The 18,880-nt window shown below is 41.5% G+C and carries 21 protein-coding genes; 19 read left to right on the top strand and 2 right to left on the bottom strand.

Annotated features, from left to right (window positions below):
- Positions 1-28: 28 nt before the first annotated feature.
- The 16 genes from HMPREF1115_RS08365 (at position 29) to pflA (ending at position 14,881) form a co-directional block, all read left to right on the top strand.
- Entirely contained in the window at positions 29-799 is a 771-nt protein-coding gene (locus tag HMPREF1115_RS08365) for a TatD family hydrolase (RefSeq protein ID WP_000575648.1), read from the top strand.
- Between the two features lie 14 nt (positions 800-813).
- Positions 814-2,166, top strand: coding sequence for a PIN-like domain-containing protein (locus HMPREF1115_RS08360; RefSeq protein WP_000932024.1), 1,353 nt, complete (start codon positions 814-816; stop codon positions 2,164-2,166).
- The gene (gene rnmV / locus HMPREF1115_RS08355; RefSeq protein ID WP_000491758.1) at positions 2,145-2,720 is read left to right on the top strand and encodes a ribonuclease M5; all 576 of its coding nucleotides are present in this window, start codon (positions 2,145-2,147) and stop codon (positions 2,718-2,720) included. The genes HMPREF1115_RS08360 and rnmV overlap by 22 nt, the downstream gene beginning before the upstream one ends.
- Before the next feature lie 11 nt (positions 2,721-2,731).
- Entirely contained in the window at positions 2,732-3,586 is an 855-nt protein-coding gene (locus tag HMPREF1115_RS08350) for an SDR family NAD(P)-dependent oxidoreductase (RefSeq protein ID WP_000755757.1), read from the top strand.
- Positions 3,587-3,820: 234 nt separating this feature from the next.
- Positions 3,821-5,215, top strand: a complete 1,395-nt coding sequence (locus HMPREF1115_RS08345; protein WP_000510791.1) for an SseB family protein — start codon at positions 3,821-3,823, stop codon at positions 5,213-5,215.
- 7 nt (positions 5,216-5,222) lie between these two features.
- Positions 5,223-5,519 carry a hypothetical protein gene (locus tag HMPREF1115_RS08340; RefSeq protein ID WP_000692384.1) on the top strand — a complete coding sequence of 99 codons (297 nt, stop codon included), beginning with the start codon at positions 5,223-5,225 and terminating at the stop codon, positions 5,517-5,519.
- A 157-nt stretch (positions 5,520-5,676) separates the two neighbouring features.
- Entirely contained in the window at positions 5,677-6,465 is a 789-nt protein-coding gene (locus HMPREF1115_RS08335) for a hypothetical protein (RefSeq protein ID WP_000013641.1), read from the top strand.
- Between the two features lie 12 nt (positions 6,466-6,477).
- Positions 6,478-7,350, top strand: a complete 873-nt coding sequence (gene rsmA / locus HMPREF1115_RS08330) for a 16S rRNA (adenine(1518)-N(6)/adenine(1519)-N(6))-dimethyltransferase RsmA (protein WP_001216886.1) — start codon at positions 6,478-6,480, stop codon at positions 7,348-7,350.
- A gap of 1 nt (position 7,351) precedes the next feature.
- Positions 7,352-8,230, top strand: a complete 879-nt coding sequence (rsgA, locus tag HMPREF1115_RS08325) for a ribosome small subunit-dependent GTPase A (RefSeq protein WP_002882444.1) — start codon at positions 7,352-7,354, stop codon at positions 8,228-8,230.
- Between the two features lie 10 nt (positions 8,231-8,240).
- A complete protein-coding gene (gene rpe, locus HMPREF1115_RS08320; protein ID WP_000085001.1) occupies positions 8,241-8,897 on the top strand; it encodes a ribulose-phosphate 3-epimerase in 657 nt (218 codons plus the stop codon).
- Positions 8,860-9,522 carry a thiamine diphosphokinase gene (locus HMPREF1115_RS08315; RefSeq protein WP_001008141.1) on the top strand — a complete coding sequence of 221 codons (663 nt, stop codon included), beginning with the start codon at positions 8,860-8,862 and terminating at the stop codon, positions 9,520-9,522. The genes rpe and HMPREF1115_RS08315 overlap by 38 nt, the downstream gene beginning before the upstream one ends.
- Before the next feature lies 1 nt (position 9,523).
- A complete protein-coding gene (locus HMPREF1115_RS08310; RefSeq protein ID WP_000450907.1) occupies positions 9,524-10,780 on the top strand; it encodes a DNA recombination protein RmuC in 1,257 nt (418 codons plus the stop codon).
- Positions 10,770-11,711 carry a 3'-5' exoribonuclease YhaM family protein gene (locus HMPREF1115_RS08305; protein WP_000703209.1) on the top strand — a complete coding sequence of 314 codons (942 nt, stop codon included), beginning with the start codon at positions 10,770-10,772 and terminating at the stop codon, positions 11,709-11,711. Before HMPREF1115_RS08310 ends, HMPREF1115_RS08305 begins: the two co-directional genes overlap by 11 nt.
- A gap of 104 nt (positions 11,712-11,815) precedes the next feature.
- Positions 11,816-12,640, top strand: coding sequence for a pur operon repressor (gene purR, locus HMPREF1115_RS08300; protein ID WP_002882463.1), 825 nt, complete (start codon positions 11,816-11,818; stop codon positions 12,638-12,640).
- Positions 12,641-12,709: 69 nt separating this feature from the next.
- Complete coding sequence (locus tag HMPREF1115_RS08295; protein ID WP_000856554.1) at positions 12,710-13,966, top strand: diaminopimelate decarboxylase; 1,257 nt, start codon at positions 12,710-12,712, stop codon at positions 13,964-13,966.
- Positions 13,967-14,086: 120 nt separating this feature from the next.
- Positions 14,087-14,881: a pyruvate formate-lyase-activating protein gene (gene pflA, locus HMPREF1115_RS08290; protein WP_001288284.1), complete on the top strand. Its 795-nt coding sequence runs from the start codon at positions 14,087-14,089 to the stop codon at positions 14,879-14,881.
- 71 nt (positions 14,882-14,952) lie between these two features.
- On the opposite strand, the gene yidC is transcribed toward pflA, so the two are convergent.
- Positions 14,953-15,882 (bottom strand): membrane protein insertase YidC, encoded by a 930-nt coding sequence (yidC, locus tag HMPREF1115_RS08285; protein WP_025171006.1) that lies wholly within the window; start codon positions 15,880-15,882, stop codon positions 14,953-14,955.
- A gap of 77 nt (positions 15,883-15,959) precedes the next feature.
- Positions 15,960-16,238, bottom strand: coding sequence for an acylphosphatase (locus HMPREF1115_RS08280; protein ID WP_001174611.1), 279 nt, complete (start codon positions 16,236-16,238; stop codon positions 15,960-15,962).
- A 33-nt stretch (positions 16,239-16,271) separates the two neighbouring features.
- On the opposite strand from HMPREF1115_RS08280, the gene HMPREF1115_RS08275 reads away from it, so the two are divergent.
- From HMPREF1115_RS08275 to asnA, 3 genes are all read left to right on the top strand, one after another.
- Complete coding sequence (locus HMPREF1115_RS08275; protein WP_002882445.1) at positions 16,272-17,012, top strand: TrmH family RNA methyltransferase; 741 nt, start codon at positions 16,272-16,274, stop codon at positions 17,010-17,012.
- Positions 17,013-17,066: 54 nt separating this feature from the next.
- Positions 17,067-17,750 carry a Bax inhibitor-1/YccA family protein gene (locus HMPREF1115_RS08270; protein ID WP_001076873.1) on the top strand — a complete coding sequence of 228 codons (684 nt, stop codon included), beginning with the start codon at positions 17,067-17,069 and terminating at the stop codon, positions 17,748-17,750.
- Between the two features lie 109 nt (positions 17,751-17,859).
- On the top strand, positions 17,860-18,852 hold the full coding sequence (asnA, locus tag HMPREF1115_RS08265; protein WP_000747998.1) for an aspartate--ammonia ligase: 993 nt from the start codon (positions 17,860-17,862) through the stop codon (positions 18,850-18,852).
- The last annotated feature ends 28 nt before the right edge of the window (positions 18,853-18,880 follow it).

Below are 18,880 nucleotides of genomic sequence, written 5' to 3'. Positions count from 1 at the left end.
TAGATGGAAGAAAATGAGGTTAGAAGAGATGATTTTTGATACGCACACACATTTAAATGTGGAAGAATTTGCAGGACGTGAGGAGGAAGAACTTGCCTTGGCAGCTGAGATGGGCGTGACTCGGATGAACATTGTTGGTTTTGACAAGCCGACCATTGAACGTGCCCTAGAGTTGGCAGATGAGTATGAGCAACTCTACGTAACTATTGGCTGGCATCCGACGGAAGCAGGGACATACACAGACGAGGTCGAAGCTTACTTGCTTGAAAAGCTAAAGCATCCCAAGGTTGTTGCTTTAGGTGAGATTGGTCTGGACTACCATTGGATGACAGCACCTAAGGAAGTGCAGGAACAGGTTTTTCGTCGTCAGATTCAGCTGTCTAAGGATTTGAACTTGCCCTTTGTGGTCCATACCCGTGATGCGCTAGAAGATACTTATGAGATTATCAAGAGCGAGGGCGTTGGTCCTCGTGGTGGAATTATGCACTCATTCTCAGGCTCTTTGGAGTGGGCTGAGAAGTTTGTCGAGCTTGGTATGACCATTTCCTTCTCAGGAGTGGTGACCTTTAAGAAAGCGACGGATATCCAAGAAGCTGCTAGAGAACTTCCTTTGGAAAAGATTTTGGTAGAAACGGATGCGCCCTACCTAGCTCCTGTTCCTAAACGTGGCCGTGAAAACAAAACAGCCTACACCCGCTATGTGGTGGACTTTATCGCCGACTTGCGTGGGATGACGACCGAGGAATTAGCAGTTATAACGACTGCAAATGCAGAGCGTATTTTTAAAATAAAGTATTAAGACAAGGAGATGGAATGTTAAATATTATTAAAGAATATAATAAAGATTTTACTACGGAAATGATAAAAGAATCATTTTTTGTAATTGATAATAATTGTTTGCTATTTCCACTGAAAGACTATGTTCTAGGAGAGAAAATAGTAGATTCATTCGATAAAATAAAAAAAGATGTATATATCCCATATGTAACACAAATTGAATATCTAGAAAATGAATTGAATATAATTAATGCAAGGAATGAAAAAGTAGAAAAGGCGAGGGAGATAATTAAAAATATTGAAAACTCGAATAAGTTGTTAGAGACAAGTATTAAAAATATTGTAAATAATAATCTTTTCAGTGATATAAATAAGTATAAAAAAGTTGACGACATGAAAACTATGTATAATCAAATTTCAAAATTTAAAGAGGATTACTTTGAAAGAATCGATAAATATACAGAAGAGTTGAAGGTTATAAATAATAAACTAATAGATGAAAAAAATAAGCTATTAAAAAAAGTTGATTGGAAAATATCAACTACGAGTGTCGATGAAATAAAGAGAGTAATTGAGAAATTCCTAGATGAGGTAAAGCTAGGATCAGACTACACTGATAATACTTTAAGTAGATATATAGAGAGGATAGATGCACGTTATAAGTTAAAAATATCTCCGGGATATGAAGATATTGTTGAGAAATCTAAAGAGACAATTTTTTTAGGTGGGAAATCAGTACCTAGATTTTATTCAGATGCTATTTTTTGGTTAGATGCGCTAGATTATATTAAGTGTAATCCAAATGTAGTTAAAGATAAGAAATATTTGATTGTTATTTCAAATGAAGGTAAACCAGATTGGGTTTTAGAGGGGAATAAAACAAAAATAAATTTGGATATGTATTCTGAATGTTGTCGAGAAACAGGTTTGATTGTTAAAAAAATAGATATTTGGACACTTTTAAAAGCAACTGGAGTAGCGGATGGAAGTTCAATTGAAACTTCTCGAAAAAATTATGATAATGAGAAATATGATTTTAGTTTATATGGACAAAATTATGTTGGAATAACACAGCAAGCTAAAATGATGGGAATTGTTTTTGAAAAAATTATTTCAAAAATTGATGGCTCGGATATCAGTATCCCGTGTGTCTTACCATTTGAAGATTCACTTAAAGAGATTAATACTACATTTGATAGATATATCATTGTAACAGATAAACTTGGAAAAGAATTTATAGTAGGAACATCTTTGAATTTTACTCAAAAACTTAGATATATTTTTGATTTGTTGGATGGAAGAGTTGAGAAAAGCGCTGGGCAATTAAGATTTATAGATAGTGAAGTCCAGAGTGATTGGGAAAAGATATGTTCTCAAAGAAAAAAATAAAATTGTCCCAAGTCATCGTGGTCGAAGGTCGCGATGATACGGCCAATCTCAAACGTTACTTTGATGTAGAGACCTATGAAACACGAGGTTCCGCAATAAATGACCAGGATATAGAACGCATTCAGCGCCTGCATGAATTGCATGGAGTCATTGTCTTTACAGATCCAGATTTTAATGGGGAACGGATTCGACGCATGATTATGACGGCCATTCCAACAGTGCAGCATGCCTTCCTCAAGCGAGATGAGGCTGTTCCCAAATCCAAGTCCAAGGGACGTTCTCTGGGAATCGAACACGCCAGCTATGAAGACCTAAAAACAGCGCTGGCTCAGGTGACAGAGCAATTTGAAAACAAGAACGAGTTTGACATCAGTCGTGGTGACTTGATTCGCCTAGGTTTCTTGGCGGGAGCAGACAGCCGTAGGCGCCGAGAGTATCTAGGCGAACAGCTTCGCATTGGCTATTCCAACGGCAAGCAACTCCTCAAGCGGTTGGAGTTGTTTGGAGTAACCTTGGCAGAAGTGGAAGAAGTGATGGCTAAGTATTCAGTCTAACGGAGTAAGGAATGAAAAAAGTAATTATTACGGGTGGCAATAGTGGTATTGGCTACCAGGCCGCTAAACAGTTAGCTGAAAAGGGCTGGTCGGTAACTCTCTTTTGTAGACGGGCAGAAGCTGCCGAGCAAGCTTGTGAGGAAATTCGTCAGCAGACAGGAAATCAACATGTAGATTATATCTTGGCTGATTTATCTGATATGAAGAGTGTCAGAAAAGCAGCGGAACAGTATATTCAAAAAGAAGACGTTCTAGACGTTCTGATTAACAATGCAGCTGACTTTGATTTGTCAGTCAAAAAGCCAATCCTGACTAGGGAGGGATTAGAAAAGCAATTTGCGACCAATGTGGTTGCTCCCTTTTTACTTTCTACCTTGTTGAAGGGCTTGTTGGAACAGTCAGAAAGTGGTCGGATTATTAATATTTCTTCTCAAGGGCTGATGCTTTATCCTTTCATGAAGCTTGATTTTGAAAATTTAGCTGGTCAAAAACATTATAGTCCTGCTAAGACCTATTATCAGAATAAACTGGCCTTGTTGATGCTGTCGCTTTATATGCGGAAACATTGGAAAGGTATCAAGGTTCAGGCAATCCGTGTGACCAATGTCAGAGTTGATATGCGCCGCTATGATCACCTCAGCGCTTTTATGAAAAATCTGTATAAAATTAAGTCGAGATTTTCGATTAGTCCTGAAGAAATGGCCAAAGTCTATACAGCCTTATCTACAGAAGATGGATATGACGGGTTTTTGTATGACGAGAAATGTAGGGAAGTAAAAGCAAATAGATCTGCTTACGAAGAAGCGGAGCAAGCAAAACTCTATTCCTTACTTGAACAACTGACCTTTTCAAGAGACAATCTATAAAGAATTAGAAAAATAAATTTTATGCTTACTTCAATAGTGGAAAGAAATTTAGATATCGAAATCTGTTTGGAGAGTTCTGAAAAGTGATAACAATAACCAGATAGCCCAAAAATACAAAGGGAATGTGTTACAATAGAGGTAATAGCATATGCTTCAACTATGCTCAATACCATGCCTGATAAAAAAAGATAATTGATAAAATCTGCACTTGGGTGAAATTAATGAGGAAAAGCAATGGGAATTTTTGATTTTTTTAAAAAGACAGAAGCACAGAAGACAACAGAAGAAATCAAAGGAGATGCTTGTCTAGGAGTTTTGGGTTTCTTCCCGATGAAAGAAAAGAGGGAATTACTGATTGCTGCGACTTTGGAAGGGAGTTTGACAGTTGGTGATCGTCTTCAGTTTTGCAATCCCGATCAAGGTATGGATGCTCTTGAAACTGTAGTTGTAAAAAAACTTACTTGCCAAAACAAAGATGTGGAATCTCTTAGAGATGAGGAGTTAGTTTATCTAGAGATCGATATGCTTCCCTCTCTAGCTAAGTTAAAAAAGGGAAGTGTGCTCTATAGTCCTGGTGTAGATGAAAAAAAGCGTTTATCTAGCTATGCTTATGCTCTCTATCGAACTTTTGTGACTATTCAAGAAGGTAAAGTAAGCGATGAGGACTATCAGAATCTTAGTCTTGATGATAGTATCGAAATTTTACAGGCTTTTTTATGGGATTGCCGTCAAAAACCAAAAAGTGAAGAGAGCAATCAAGAAAATACTCGTAAGTCAGAGCGTCTAGCAGAAATTGTCAAGGACAAGTTGCTAGAAGCAGATTTGATTTATGCTGTTTATTCAGAAAATACTGGGGAACCTTATCTTTTCTCAACTACATATGATAGAGGTGACGAAGGCTATCTCTGCACTGACCCAATGATTATGGTATTTACATCTCGTTGGTATCATCAGTATAAAGAAGCAATAGAAAAACAATTAAACTCAGAGATAAAACTGATTGAAAATACGGAAGATAAAAAAGGAATTGAGAATTTTCTTGGGACAGCTTTTTACTTGAATGGTGCTTTAGGAGCATTCTTTAATACCAAAGAAGTTAGTATAAGTTCTTCTATTTTAGTTCAAAAACCAGATTTTTCAGGCTTGCCAGAGATACAAGTTCCTGTTATGAATCCTGATATTATGAGATGGATGCTTTTGATGGGACAGATGGATAAACCGACTACAGAAGAGGAAGAATTAATTTATAGACTCTATTATAAGTTCTTTGCAATGGCAATGCCAAAAGCTAAATTCCTACTTCCTATAAATGCAACATCAGGATTTCCTGAGGCTAGTAAGGAAAGTGATTCTCATGTTTTAGAAGAATCTGCTACATTTAATCTTCCGACTAGAGAAGGGAAAAATGGGCGGAATTCAGTTTCAGTGTTCACTGATTGGAAACGTTTTCGAATGGTTTTTGATGAAAATTGGAGTGCTATGATTGAAAACGCTGGAGGCATGATTGAAATCTTTGACTATGCCATTAACCAGACTGAGTATTATAAAGCGGGTATTTACGTCAGTGACAAAGCGTTTAAAGAAATGCAGCAGTTCAGTGAGGAACTAGAAGGAAGAGATAAAGGATAATCAAGGGATGAAAATAATCGTTGATAGAGAGTCTATCTGTATGGGGGATGATGTTTTTTCTCATCAGATGGATCTTGATATCCCGGAGGATATGACAGTTGAGGAGCTTTGTAGTTTTCTTCAAAAGGATAGATATCTGCCTGGATTGGATACGGAATGGTTTCTTCGACATGGTGGGCAGATAATAACAAGCTATCATACAGAAACAAAAGAACTGACGAATCCCAATATCTATTTAAAAGACTTGATTCATCAGACTTCTAGAGGAAATGAATTTGTTTGGATATATCGCCGTTCCTATTAGAAAAGAGAATAAATGACTTTCTTAAAAGATAATGAATGAAAATTAGAACAATATGCATTGATTTTTTGACAACAAGAGGTGTTCTAAGCAGTTAGCCCTGTTTGGAGTGACTTTGAGGGAAGGTAAAACCTTCATAAAAATGGTGAAAGGAAACGATATGGCAAATAGAAGCTATATTTATTTAAAAAACGGAAAAGATGTACGTATTTTAACGGAGGGAGTTTACACTATTCCTTATTTTTGGCAATTGTTTTGGGATGAAAAAGATGTGCGAATGCCTAATATTCTATGGAAGAAATTTAATATCTTACTTCCTATTGAAAAATTCCAGAAAAAGGCCACCCAAAATCGCTCCTTTTTAGAACAGAACGCTCCTCAGACCTTGCAACTATATGATGATTTTGTTCGCTATATTCTTGCAAATGTCAAAGCAGGTGACATGCTAGGATTTGATGTTTTAGAAGTTGCTGATATGGATGGATTGACTATAGCTTCGCGTAAGCTTATAAAAAATATCCGAGCCATTCAGGCAAATCAACCCCAAGAATTGGATTTTTCTTTAACAGAAAAGAACGTAATTTGGTCTGCTATGGGATTTCCTGATTATTATGCCTCAAAATTATTGCCAGAAGATAATATTCTAGACTCGGTTGCATACCAAGATGAGTTGAAGAAAATGCAAGGCCCAAAAGATAATCAAGAACAAGACCAAGAAGATAATCAAGAACAAGACCAAGAAGAAAAACAAGCACAAGGTCAAGAAGAGAATCAAAAACAAGAGGAATATCAAGAAGACGAGCAAGCACCACGCAAAGAAGATGAGCAAGTGTTCGATGAGACTGGTGCCGAATCCAAAGATGACGAGTACCATATTCCTTTGAGATTTTGGATTCTCTTGGTGTTGGTAATTGTTTGGGTTTATAGATTGTTTTTAGCTAACAAATAGAAAAGAGAATAGATGAGAATTGCAGATTATAGCGTGACCAAGGCAGTGCTGGAGCGTCACGGTTTTACTTTTAAAAAGTCCTTCGGGCAAAATTTCCTGACGGATACCAATATTCTTCAAAAGATCGTGGATACGGCTGGAATTGATGATCAGGTTAATGTCATCGAAATCGGGCCAGGGATTGGTGCCTTGACGGAGTTTCTGGCTGAGCGCGCAGCTGAGGTCATGGCATTTGAGATTGACCACCGTTTGGTACCGATTTTGGCAGATACCCTGCGTGATTTTGACAATGTGACAGTAGTCAACGAGGACATTCTCAAAGTTGACTTGGCGCAACATATCCAGAATTTCAAAAATCCTGACCTGCCCATTAAGGTGGTAGCCAACTTACCTTACTATATCACAACGCCTATTCTCATGCACTTGATCGAGAGTGGCATTCCTTTTAGTGAGTTTGTGGTCATGATGCAAAAAGAAGTGGCGGATCGTATCTCCGCACAGCCAAATACTAAGGCTTATGGTAGTTTGTCTATTGCTGTGCAGTATTATATGACAGCCAAGGTTGCCTTCATCGTGCCTCGTACGGTCTTTGTGCCAGCCCCAAACGTGGACTCAGCCATTTTAAAAATGGTGCGCCGTCCAGAGCCTGCTGTAGCAGTGAAAGATGAGAACTTCTTCTTTAAGGTTTCCAAGGCTAGTTTCACTCATCGTCGTAAGACCTTGTGGAACAACTTAACAGGCTACTTTGGAAAAACTGATGAAGTCAAGGATAAGCTGACCAAGGCCTTGGACCAGGCAGGCTTATCTCCATCTGTGCGTGGTGAAGCTCTCAGCTTAGAAGAATTTGCTAGCCTAGCAGATGCGCTTAAAGGACAAGGGCTCTAAGATGCAAGGACAAATTATTAAAGCCTTGGCAGGCTTCTACTATGTAGAGAGTGATGGCCAAGTCTATCAGACGCGCGCGCGTGGGAATTTCCGTAAAAAAGGCCACACGCCCTACGTTGGGGACTGGGTAGATTTCTCTGCAGAGGAAAATTCCGAAGGTTATATCCTCAAAATTCACGAACGGAAAAATAGCCTGGTCCGTCCGCCTATTGTCAATATTGACCAAGCTGTGGTGATCATGTCCGTCAAGGAACCGGACTTCAACAGCAACTTGTTGGATCGTTTCTTGGTTCTTTTGGAACACAAGGGCATCCATCCCATCGTCTATATTTCCAAAATGGACTTGCTAGAAGATAGAGGAGAACTGGATTTTTACCAGCAGACTTATGGTGACATTGGCTATGACTTTGTGACCAGTAAGGAAGACCTTTTGCCCTTGTTAACAGGTAAGGTTACAGTCTTTATGGGCCAGACGGGAGTTGGAAAATCAACCCTCCTCAATAAAATCGCACCGGACCTCAATCTTGAAACAGGAGAAGTCTCAGACAGTCTTGGACGTGGTCGCCATACCACTCGAGCTGTTAGTTTTTACAACCTCAATGGGGGTAAAATTGCGGACACACCAGGCTTTTCATCACTGGATTATGAAGTGTCAACGGCTGAAGACCTCAATCAGGCCTTTCCAGAGATTGCCAGTGTTAGTCGAGACTGCAAGTTCCGTACTTGTACCCATACCCATGAGCCGTCTTGTGCGGTTAAGCCGGCTGTAGAAGAAGGCGCTATTGCAACCTTCCGATTTGACAACTACCTGCAATTCCTTAGTGAAATTGAAAATCGCAGAGAAACCTATAAAAAAGTCAGTAAAAAAATTCCAAAATAAGGAGAAACCTATGTCTCAATACAAGATTGCTCCGTCAATTCTGGCAGCAGATTATGCCAACTTTGAACGTGAAATCAAACGCCTAGAAGCAACTGGTGCAGAATATGCCCATATCGATATCATGGATGGGCACTTTGTACCGCAAATCAGTTTTGGTGCAGGTGTGGTTGAAGCTCTTCGCCCTCATAGCAAGATGGTCTTTGACTGCCACTTGATGGTATCAAATCCTGAGCATCATCTAGAAGATTTTGCGCGTGCAGGAGCGGATATCATCAGTATACATGTAGAAGCAACACCCCATATCCATGGAACTCTTCAAAAGATTCGTTCTCTAGGTGTCAAACCTTCTGTTGTCATTAACCCTGGTACGCCGGTTGAAGCTATCAAACACGTACTTCACCTAGTTGACCAAGTTTTGGTGATGACGGTTAACCCTGGCTTCGGCGGGCAAGCCTTTCTACCTGAAACCATGGATAAGGTTCGTGAGTTGGTTGCCCTTCGTGAGGAAAAAGGTTTGAGCTTTGAGATTGAAGTCGATGGCGGTATTGATGACCAGACCATTGCTCAAGCCAAAGAAGCTGGAGCGACCGTTTTTGTAGCAGGGTCCTATGTCTTCAAGGGAGATGTCAATGAACGAGTACAAACTCTCAGAAAACAATTGGACTAGGGTTGCCGTTTTTGCAGGCGGAGATCGCGGTCATTATCGGACGAATTTTGATAGCTTTGTTGGTGTGGATCGAGGCTCGCTCTGGGTCTTGGAAGAAGATCTGCCTCTGGCTCTAGCAGTTGGAGATTTTGATTCGGTAACCGCAGACGAACGTCAGGTGATTCAAAAACGTGCCCAGCATTTTGTTCAAGCTCAGCCAGAAAAAGATGATACGGATCTGGAATTGGCTCTCTTGACCATCTTTGAGCAAAATTCTCAGGCTCAGGTGACTATTTTTGGGGCTTTGGGTGGTCGTATTGACCATATGCTGGCTAATGTCTTTCTGCCTAGCAATCCCAAGTTGGCACCCTATATGCGTCAGATAGCGATTGAGGATGGGCAAAATGTGATTGCCTATTGTCCAGAAGGGACCAGTCAACTTGAGCCCCGTTCAGACTACGATTATCTAGCCTTTATGCCAGTTCGGGATAGCCAGCTGACCATTATCGGAGCCAAGTACGAATTGACAGAGGAAAATTTTTTCTTTAAAAAAGTGTACGCTTCTAACGAATATATAGATAGGGAAGTTTCGGTAACTTGCCCAGATGGCTATGTCGTCGTGCTGCATAGTAAGGACAGGAGGTAGGATGGAGACTGTATTACTACTATTATTAATTGCTAACCTAGCTGGACTCTTTCTGATTTGGCAAAGGCAGGATAAGCAAGACAAGTACCTAGCCAAGAGCTTGGAGGATCAGGCAGACAATCTTTCAGACCAACTGGATTATCGCTTTGAACAAGCTAGACAAGCCAGCCAGTTAGACCAAAAAGACTTGGAAGTGGCTGTCAGCGACCGCTTGCAAGAAGTGCGAATGGAGTTGCACCAAGGTCTGACGCAAGTCCGTCAAGAAATGACAGATAATCTTTTACAAACTAGAGACAAGACTGACCAACGTCTCCAAGCCCTGCAAGAATCAAATGAGCAACGTTTGGAGCAAATGCGCCAGACGGTCGAGGAAAAGCTAGAGAAGACCTTACAGACGCGCTTACAGGCTTCCTTCGAGACAGTTTCCAAGCAACTGGAGTCTGTCAATCGTGGTCTTGGAGAGATGCAGACAGTTGCCCGTGATGTTGGTGCACTTAATAAGGTTCTCTCTGGAACCAAGACGCGAGGGATTCTAGGAGAATTGCAACTAGGGCAAATCATCGAAGACATCATGACACCAGCCCAGTACGAACGAGAATACGCAACGGTTGAAAACTCTAGCGAGCGAGTGGAGTATGCCATCAAGTTACCTGGACAGGGTGACCAGGAATACGTCTATCTACCAATTGACTCCAAGTTTCCACTGGCAGATTATTACCGCCTAGAAGAAGCCTATGAAGCAGGCGATAAGGACGAAATCGAACGCTGTCGTAAGTCACTTTTAGCTAGCGTCAAGCGCTTTGCCAAGGATATCAAGAGCAAGTATCTGGCGCCGCCTCGAACGACCAATTTTGGAGTCTTGTTTGTTCCAACAGAAGGACTTTACTCAGAAATCGTCCGCAATCCTGTCTTCTTTGATGATTTGAGACGGGAGGAGCAGATTATTGTTGCTGGTCCAAGTACCCTATCAGCCCTGCTTAACTCTCTATCAGTTGGCTTCAAAACTCTCAATATCCAAAAGAGTGCCGACCATATCAGCAAGACTCTTGCCAGCGTCAAGACCGAGTTTGGCAAGTTCGGGGGAATTTTGGTTAAGGCACAAAAGCATCTCCAACATGCCTCTGGCAATATTGATGAATTATTAAACCGTCGTACCACAGCTATCGAGCGGACGCTCCGTCACATTGAATTATCAGAAGGTGAGCCTGCGCTTGATCTACTCCATTTCCAAGAAGATGAGGAAGAATATGAAGATTAGTCACATGAAAAAAGATGAGCTGTTTGAAGGTTTTTACCTGATTAAGTCAGCTGACCTAAGACAGACGCGTGCTGGGAAAAACTACCTAGCCTTTACCTTCCAAGATGATAGTGGCGAGATTGAAGGGAAGCTCTGGGATGCCCAACCTCATAACGTTGAGGCCTTTACCGCAGGGAAAGTAGTCCACATGCAGGGACGTCGAGAAGTTTATAACAACACTCCTCAAGTCAATCAAATTACTCTCCGCCTGCCTCAGCCTGGGGAACCCAATGATCCAGCTGATTTTAAGGTCAAGTCACCAGTCGATGTCAAGGAAATTCGTGACTACATGTCGCAAATGATTTTCAAGATTGAAAATCCTGTCTGGCAACGTATCGTTCGCAGTCTCTACACCAAATATGATAAGGAATTCTACTCCTATCCAGCTGCCAAGACCAATCACCATGCCTTTGAAACAGGTTTAGCCTATCATACAGCAACCATGGTGCGCTTGGCAGATGCCATTAGTGAGATTTATCCTCAGCTCAACAAGAGCCTCCTCTATGCGGGAATTATGTTGCATGACTTGGCCAAGGTTATTGAGTTGACGGGACCAGACCAGACGGAGTACACAGTGCGAGGCAATCTCATCGGCCATATAGCCCTCATCGATAGCGAAATTACCAAGACTGTCATGGAACTAGGCATCGATGATACTAGAGAAGAAGTGGTGCTACTGCGCCATGTCATCCTCAGTCACCATGGCTTACTGGAGTATGGAAGTCCAGTCCGTCCGCGCATTATGGAGGCAGAGATTATTCATATGATCGATAATCTCGATGCCAGCATGATGATGATGACAACAGCTCTTGCTTTGGTGGATAAAGGAGAAATGACCAATAAAATCTTCGCTATGGACAATCGTTCCTTCTATAAACCAGATTTAGATTAATGATTTAAGAAAAACGAGCATTTTTTACGCAATAATGTTCGTTTTTTTATGTGAATGTGGTATAATGGATAAAATATCAAAATTAAATGGAATGGTAAATAAAAATGAAATTAAGAAGAAGTGATCGGATGGTTGTCATTTCCAACTATTTGATTAATAATCCATACAAACTAACTAGTCTCAACACCTTTGCAGAAAAGTACGAATCTGCTAAATCATCGATTTCAGAGGATATCGTGATTATCAAGCGTGCCTTTGAAGAAATTGAAATCGGTCATATTCAGACTGTGACTGGAGCAGGTGGTGGCGTTATCTTTACACCATCAATCTCAAGCCATGAAGCCAAAGAAATGATCGCAGACTTGCGTAACAAACTTTCAGAAAGCGACCGTATCTTGCCAGGTGGCTACATTTACCTGTCTGATTTGCTTAGTACGCCTGCCATTTTGAAAAATATTGGGCGCATCATTGCCAAGAGCTTTATGGACCAAAAAATCGATGCCGTTATGACAGTAGCAACAAAAGGGGTGCCACTCGCAAATGCAGTTGCCAATGTCCTCAATGTTCCATTTGTCATTGTGCGTCGTGACTTGAAAATTACCGAAGGTTCAACGGTCAGCGTCAACTATGTTTCAGGTTCAAGTGGTGACCGTATTGAGAAAATGTTCCTTTCAAAACGCAGTCTCAAGGCAGGCAGTCGTGTCTTGATCGTGGATGACTTCTTGAAAGGTGGAGGAACTGTCAACGGGATGATTAGTCTCTTGCGTGAGTTTGACTCTGAACTAGCCGGTGTCGCAGTCTTTGCAGACAATGCCCAAGAAGAACGTGAAAAGCAGTTTGATTACAAGTCACTCTTGAAAGTAACCAATATTGATGTTAAGAACCAATCCATTGATGTCGAGATTGGAAATATCTTTGACGAAGACTAATAAGAGATAGAACTAAAGGTTGGAACGGTTGTCCCAGCCTTTCTTTGCAAACAGAATAGAAGGATGCTTATGAAAACACCATTTATCAGCCGTGAAGATTTAGAAACAATTGTTTCCGAGTTCCCGACTCCCTTTCACTTGTATGATGAGAAGGGGATTCGTGAAAAAGCAAGAGCCGTCAACAAGGCCTTTTCCTGGAACAAGGGCTTTAAAGAATACTTTGCAGTTAAAGCCACTCCAACACCAGCTATCTTGAAAATCCTCAAAGAGGAAGGTTGTGGTGTGGACTGTTCTAGTTATGTAGAGCTTTTGATGAGCCACAAACTGGATTTTCCTGGTTCTGATATCATGTTCTCTTCAAACAATACGCCAGACAAGGAGTACGCTTATGCGCGCGAATTGGGTGCAACCATTAATTTGGATGCCTTTGAAGATATTGAACATCTAGAGCGTGCAGCTGGCATTCCAGAAATCATCTCTTGTCGTTACAATCCTGGTGGCGTTTTTGAGCTGGGGACAGACATTATGGACAATCCTGGAGAAGCCAAGTTTGGGATGACCAAGGACCAGCTTTTTGAAGCCTTTGCCATCTTGAAGGAAAAAGGAGCCAAGACTTTTGGGATTCACTCTTTCCTAGCATCCAATACCGTCACCCATCTCTACTACCCAGAGTTGGCGCGTCAGCTTTTTGAATTAGCCGTTGAAATCAAGGAAAAGTTGGGCATTTCACTAGACTTTATCAATCTTTCCGGCGGTATTGGTGTCAACTATCGTCCAGACCAGGAGCCAAATGACATCGCTGTGATTGGTGAAGGGGTGCGTAAGGTGTATGAGGAAGTCCTTACACCTGCAGGTCTTGGTCAGGTCAAGATTTTTACTGAATTGGGTCGTTTTATGTTAGCCCCTCACGGAGCTCTCGTCACAAAAGTCACCCATAAGAAAAAAACTTACCGTACCTATCTGGGGGTGGATGCCTCGGCAGTCAACCTCATGCGCCCAGCCATGTATGGAGCCTACCACCATATCACCAATCTGACTCATCCAGATGAACCTGTTGAGGTGGTAGACGTGGTCGGTTCACTCTGTGAAAACAATGATAAATTTGCAGTGAATCGCGAACTACCTCATACAGAAATCGGTGATTTGCTGGTGATTCATGATACAGGTGCACATGGATTCTCCATGGGTTACCAGTACAATGCCAAACTACGCTCGGCAGAAATTCTCTATACCGAAGAAGGAAAAGCCCGTCAAATCCGCCGTGCAGAGCGCCCTGAGGACTATTTTGCAACCTTGTATGGTTTTGATTTTGAATCGGATCATTAAAAAAATTGAAAATGAAAGTGAAAAGCAGATTGCTTTCTAAAAAATAGACAAAAAAACCTTGTTTTTCACCTTACTCGTGATATAATAAAACTATAAAACGGTTTCAAGGAAGGTGACGATATGTCTGAAGAAACAATTGACTATGGACAAGTGACAGGAATGGTGCATTCGACAGAGAGTTTTGGGGCAGTAGATGGCCCTGGGATTCGGTTTATTGTCTTTTTGCAAGGTTGTCAGATGCGTTGCCAGTACTGCCATAACCCCGATACATGGGCTATGGAGACCAATAAATCACGAAGACGGACAGTAGACGATGTTTTGTCAGAAGCCCTTCGCTACCGTGGATTCTGGGGAGACAAAGGAGGAATCACTGTTAGTGGTGGAGAAGCCCTCTTACAGATTGATTTCTTGATTGCCCTCTTTACCAAGGCCAAGGAAAAAGGGATTCACTGTACCTTGGACACCTGTGCCCTTCCATTCCGTAACAAACCACGTTATCTCGAAAAGTTTAATAAACTCATGGCGGTGACAGATTTGGTTCTCTTGGATATCAAGGAGATCAACGACGAACAACACAGGATTGTTACCAGCCAAACCAATAAAAACATCTTGGCTTGTGCAAAATATCTATCAGATATTGGGAAGCCTGTGTGGATTCGCCATGTGCTGGTTCCAGGCTTGACAGATAGAGATGAGGATTTGATTGAACTCGGTAAATTCGTCAAAACCCTCAAAAACGTTGACAAGTTTGAAATCTTGCCTTATCACACGATGGGAGAATTCAAGTGGCGTGAACTAGGAATTCCTTATTCGCTCGAAGGAGTCAAACCACCAACAGCAGACCGCGTTAAGAATGCTAAAAAACTTATGGATACAGAGAGCTATCAAGACTACATGAAACGTGTTCATGGATAAAAAAGAAGCCCGATGGAGATATCGGGCTTTTGTGATGCATAAAAAGCCTAGCCTTTCAGCTAAGCTTTTTCTTATTTTCTAGAATGTTGTTTACCAGCATTGCGTTTTTTATGTTTCTTATTAGTCATGATCGCAGTTGCTTGGTTTGGAGTGACATCTTTACGTCCGCCTCCAGTTGAAAATGAACTTGCTTTTGGTGGATTTTTGGCAAATTCTTCACGAACTTTTTTGCGAAGTTTTGGACGAACAACATAGTTAACGATGAACTGTTGGAGAATCATCATGAAACCACCGACAACCCAGTAAAGCGTCACACTGGCTGGTGCGAAGAAGGAGAAGACGACAATCATGAGTGGACTCACGTAAATCATTCTTTTTAGTTGATCTCTTTGCATCTCGTCTTCTACTCCATGAAGTGAAAGGAGTGATTGGAGATAGTAGAGGATACCAGCGAAAGCGACAAGGAGCAGACTTGGTGAACCAAGATCGATACCCAAGAAGGTAGAGCTAGCTACTCCATCAGTGTATTGGGCTGCAAAGTAGATAGCAGAGAAGAAAGGCATTTGAATGAGGATAGGGAAACATCCTACACCACCGAACATGCTGATGCCATGTTCTTTCTGAGCTGCAAAGAGAGCTTGTTGCGCTTCTAGTTTTTCTTCCTGAGTTGTTGCTTCTTTAAGACGTGTTTGATGTGGTTCAAGCACGTGTTTGAGGGCATTCATCTTTTCAGAGTGAAGCGTTGCCTTCCATGATTGGTAGATACCGAGTGGCAAGATAATCAAACGTACGATGATGGTAACGATAATGATAGCGACCCCGAAGCCTAGTCCTTTATCAGTAGCGAAGTACTTGATAGCCTCAGCCATAGGTGCTCCTATGGTATTCCAAATTAATCCTGTAGGTTGTCCTGTTGCTTTGTCTACTTGGACACAGCCTGTCAAGACGAGTAGCATAGCCACTCCCATAGCAGAGAGGGCAAAACGTTTAATAGATTTCAATGTTTTCATTCCTTCTTTAAAAATTATACCTTTCTATTCTACTGTTTTTTTGTAAAATATACAATAGTTCTAGAGACCTAATTTGCGACTTTGAAGTCCGAATAGGACGAAAAGTTGCTCATTTGTACATCTAGATAGGTAACTTTTGAAAAAGGTGTCGGACCTTTCCGGATTTCTTGGATAAATTTTGCCATAGTGGCAGAGGAGTCTGCCTGAGCAAGAATTTCCACGGTGCCATTGTCGTTATTCCAGACACGACCAGTGATGCCACCGATTTCAAGAGCTAAAGTAACAACACCCCAACGAAAACCAACACCCTGCACCCTGCCTTGGGCAATCATTCTAACCTTTTGCATACCAAACCCCTTTGATTGTGTTATAATATTTCTATGACTATTATAACCTCAAAAGCCAATTCTGTGGTAAAAAATGCCAAGAAATTACATCAAAAAAAATATCGAAAGTCTGCTTATTTGATTGAGGGCTGGCACTTGTTTGAAGAAGCTGTTCAAGCAGGGGTGACGATTGAGAAGATTTTTGCCCTAGAAAGTTACCGAGATCAGCTAGCTGCTTTTCCTCAAACTATCTGGGTTTCAGAGGAGATTTTGCTAGATTTGGCAGATACGCAAACTCCTCAAGGGATTGTTGCAGTGATTCAAAAAGAAGAAGTGGGACTGCCTAATCTCCATCAGGGCAAGTATCTATTTTTAGAGGATGTTCAAGATCCTGGTAATGTGGGCACCATGATTCGGACGGCGGATGCTGCAGGTTTTACAGGGGTTATTGTTTCAGACAAGTCAGCAGATATCTACAGTCTCAAGACCCTACGTTCCATGCAAGGAAGTCATTTTCACTTGCCCATTTATCGTCTGCCTGTTGCCACCTTTGTAGAAGAGGCAAAGAAGAGCGATTTGCCCATTCTGGCAACGACCTTATCGAGAGAGTCAAAGGATTATCGTGAGCTTTCTTCACTAGAGAACTTTGTTTTAGTCATGGGAAATGAAGGACAGGGGATTAGTTCTGTCATGGCTGAGAGTGCTGATCAGCTGGTTCATATTGGCATGAAAGGTCGAGCAGAAAGTCTCAACGTGGCAGTTGCAGCAGGTATATTGATGTTTTATTTCAGCTAATTTATAAAATCTTTGTTATAATCAAGACATATTTATAGAAAAAGGAGAATCAGAATGAATCAAACGATTATTCAAGAACGTTCAGGTCTCAATCAATTTTACGCTAAGGTTTATGCCTTTGTGGGACTTGGGATTGGTCTATCAGCTCTCGTGTCAGCTTTGATGTTGACAGTCTTTCAGTCCCAATTGGTCTACTTTTTAATGCATGGCCGTCTCTGGTTGATGATTGCAACTTTTGCAGAACTTGCTCTAGTCTTTGTTGCAAGTAGCATGGCTGCCAAAAATAGCCCAGCAGCTCTCCCAGTATTTTTAGTTTATTCTGTTTTAAATGGTTTTACGCTTAGTTTTGTCGTAGCATTCTATACACCTGGGACCGTCTTGTCAGCCTTTGTATCCAGTGCCCTTCTCTTCTTTGTCATGGCGGTAGTCGGAATTTTCACCAAGAAAGATTTGAGTGGAATGGGCCGAGCTTTGATGGCAGCGCTTGTTGGTCTCATCATTGCCATGGTTGTGAATCTATTTTTAGCCAATAGTTTCTTTGACTACATGATTAGTATTGCCATGGTCTTGGTTTTCTCAGGTTTGATTGCTTGGGACAACCAAAAGATTCGCTATGTTTATGAGCAGTCACGAGGACAAGTCGCGACAGGCTGGGTCATCTCGATGGCGCTCAGCATCTATCTAGACTTTATCAACCTCTTCCTTAGCATTTTACGAATCTTTGGTCGAAACGATTAATGAATGTCAGAGTCAGTGTTCAAAAGAGCACTGACTTTTTCTTATTTACTCTTTTCTTTTCTTGGAAATAGGTGTATAATGCTTTTAACTAATTTTTGAGGAGCTGTTTATGAAGAAAAGTTTTATTCATCAACAAGAAGAAATTTCCTTTGTCAAAAACACTTTTACCCAGTATTTGAAAGATAAGTTAGAAGTTGTTGAAGTTCAAGGTCCTATCTTGAGCAAGGTCGGGGATGGGATGCAGGACAACCTGTCAGGTGTCGAAAATCCAGTATCTGTCAAGGTTTTGCAGATTCCAGATGAAACCTATGAAGTCGTTCACTCACTTGCCAAATGGAAACGCCACACCTTGGCTCGTTTTGGTTTCGGTGAAGGTGAGGGTCTGTTTGTTCACATGAAGGCCCTTCGTCCAGACGAAGATTCGCTTGATGCGACTCACTCAGTTTATGTGGACCAGTGGGACTGGGAGAAGGTTATCCCAAATGGTCAACGCAATATCGCCTATCTCAAAGAAACCGTTGAGAAGATTTACAAGGCTATTCGTCTAACAGAGCTAGCCGTAGAAGCCCGCTACGATATCGAATCCATCTTGCCAAAACAAATCACCTTTATCCATACAGAAGAGTTGGTAGAACGCTATCCAGACCTAACACCGAAAGAGCGTGAAAATGCGATCTGTAAAGAGTTTGGTGCAGTCTTCTTGATTGGTATCGGTGGCGAGTTGCCTGACGGGAAACCTCATGACGGCCGCGCACCTGACTATGATGACTGGACAACAGAGTCTGAAAATGGCTACAAAGGGTTAAACGGCGATATTCTCGTTTGGAACGAATCTCTTGGTTGTGCCTTTGAACTTTCATCAATGGGGATTCGGGTAGATGAGGATACCCTTCGTCGCCAAGTGGCTCTTACAGGAGACGAAGATCGTCTTGAGCTGGAATGGCATAAAGCCTTGCTTAACGGTCTTTTCCCACTGACAATTGGTGGAGGTATCGGACAGTCTCGTATGGCCATGTTCCTTCTTCGTAAGAAACACATTGGAGAGGTTCAGACCAGTGTCTGGCCTCAAGAAGTTCGCGATACGTACGAAAATATTTTGTAGAGAATCGAACCGCAAGGTTCGGTTTTCT

This window comes from Streptococcus oralis SK610 (genome assembly GCF_000257455.1).
Lineage (GTDB): Bacteria > Bacillota > Bacilli > Lactobacillales > Streptococcaceae > Streptococcus > Streptococcus oralis_CB.
The sequence above is the reverse complement of the archived record's forward strand: the minus strand, read 5'-3'. Positions and strand labels throughout refer to the sequence as shown.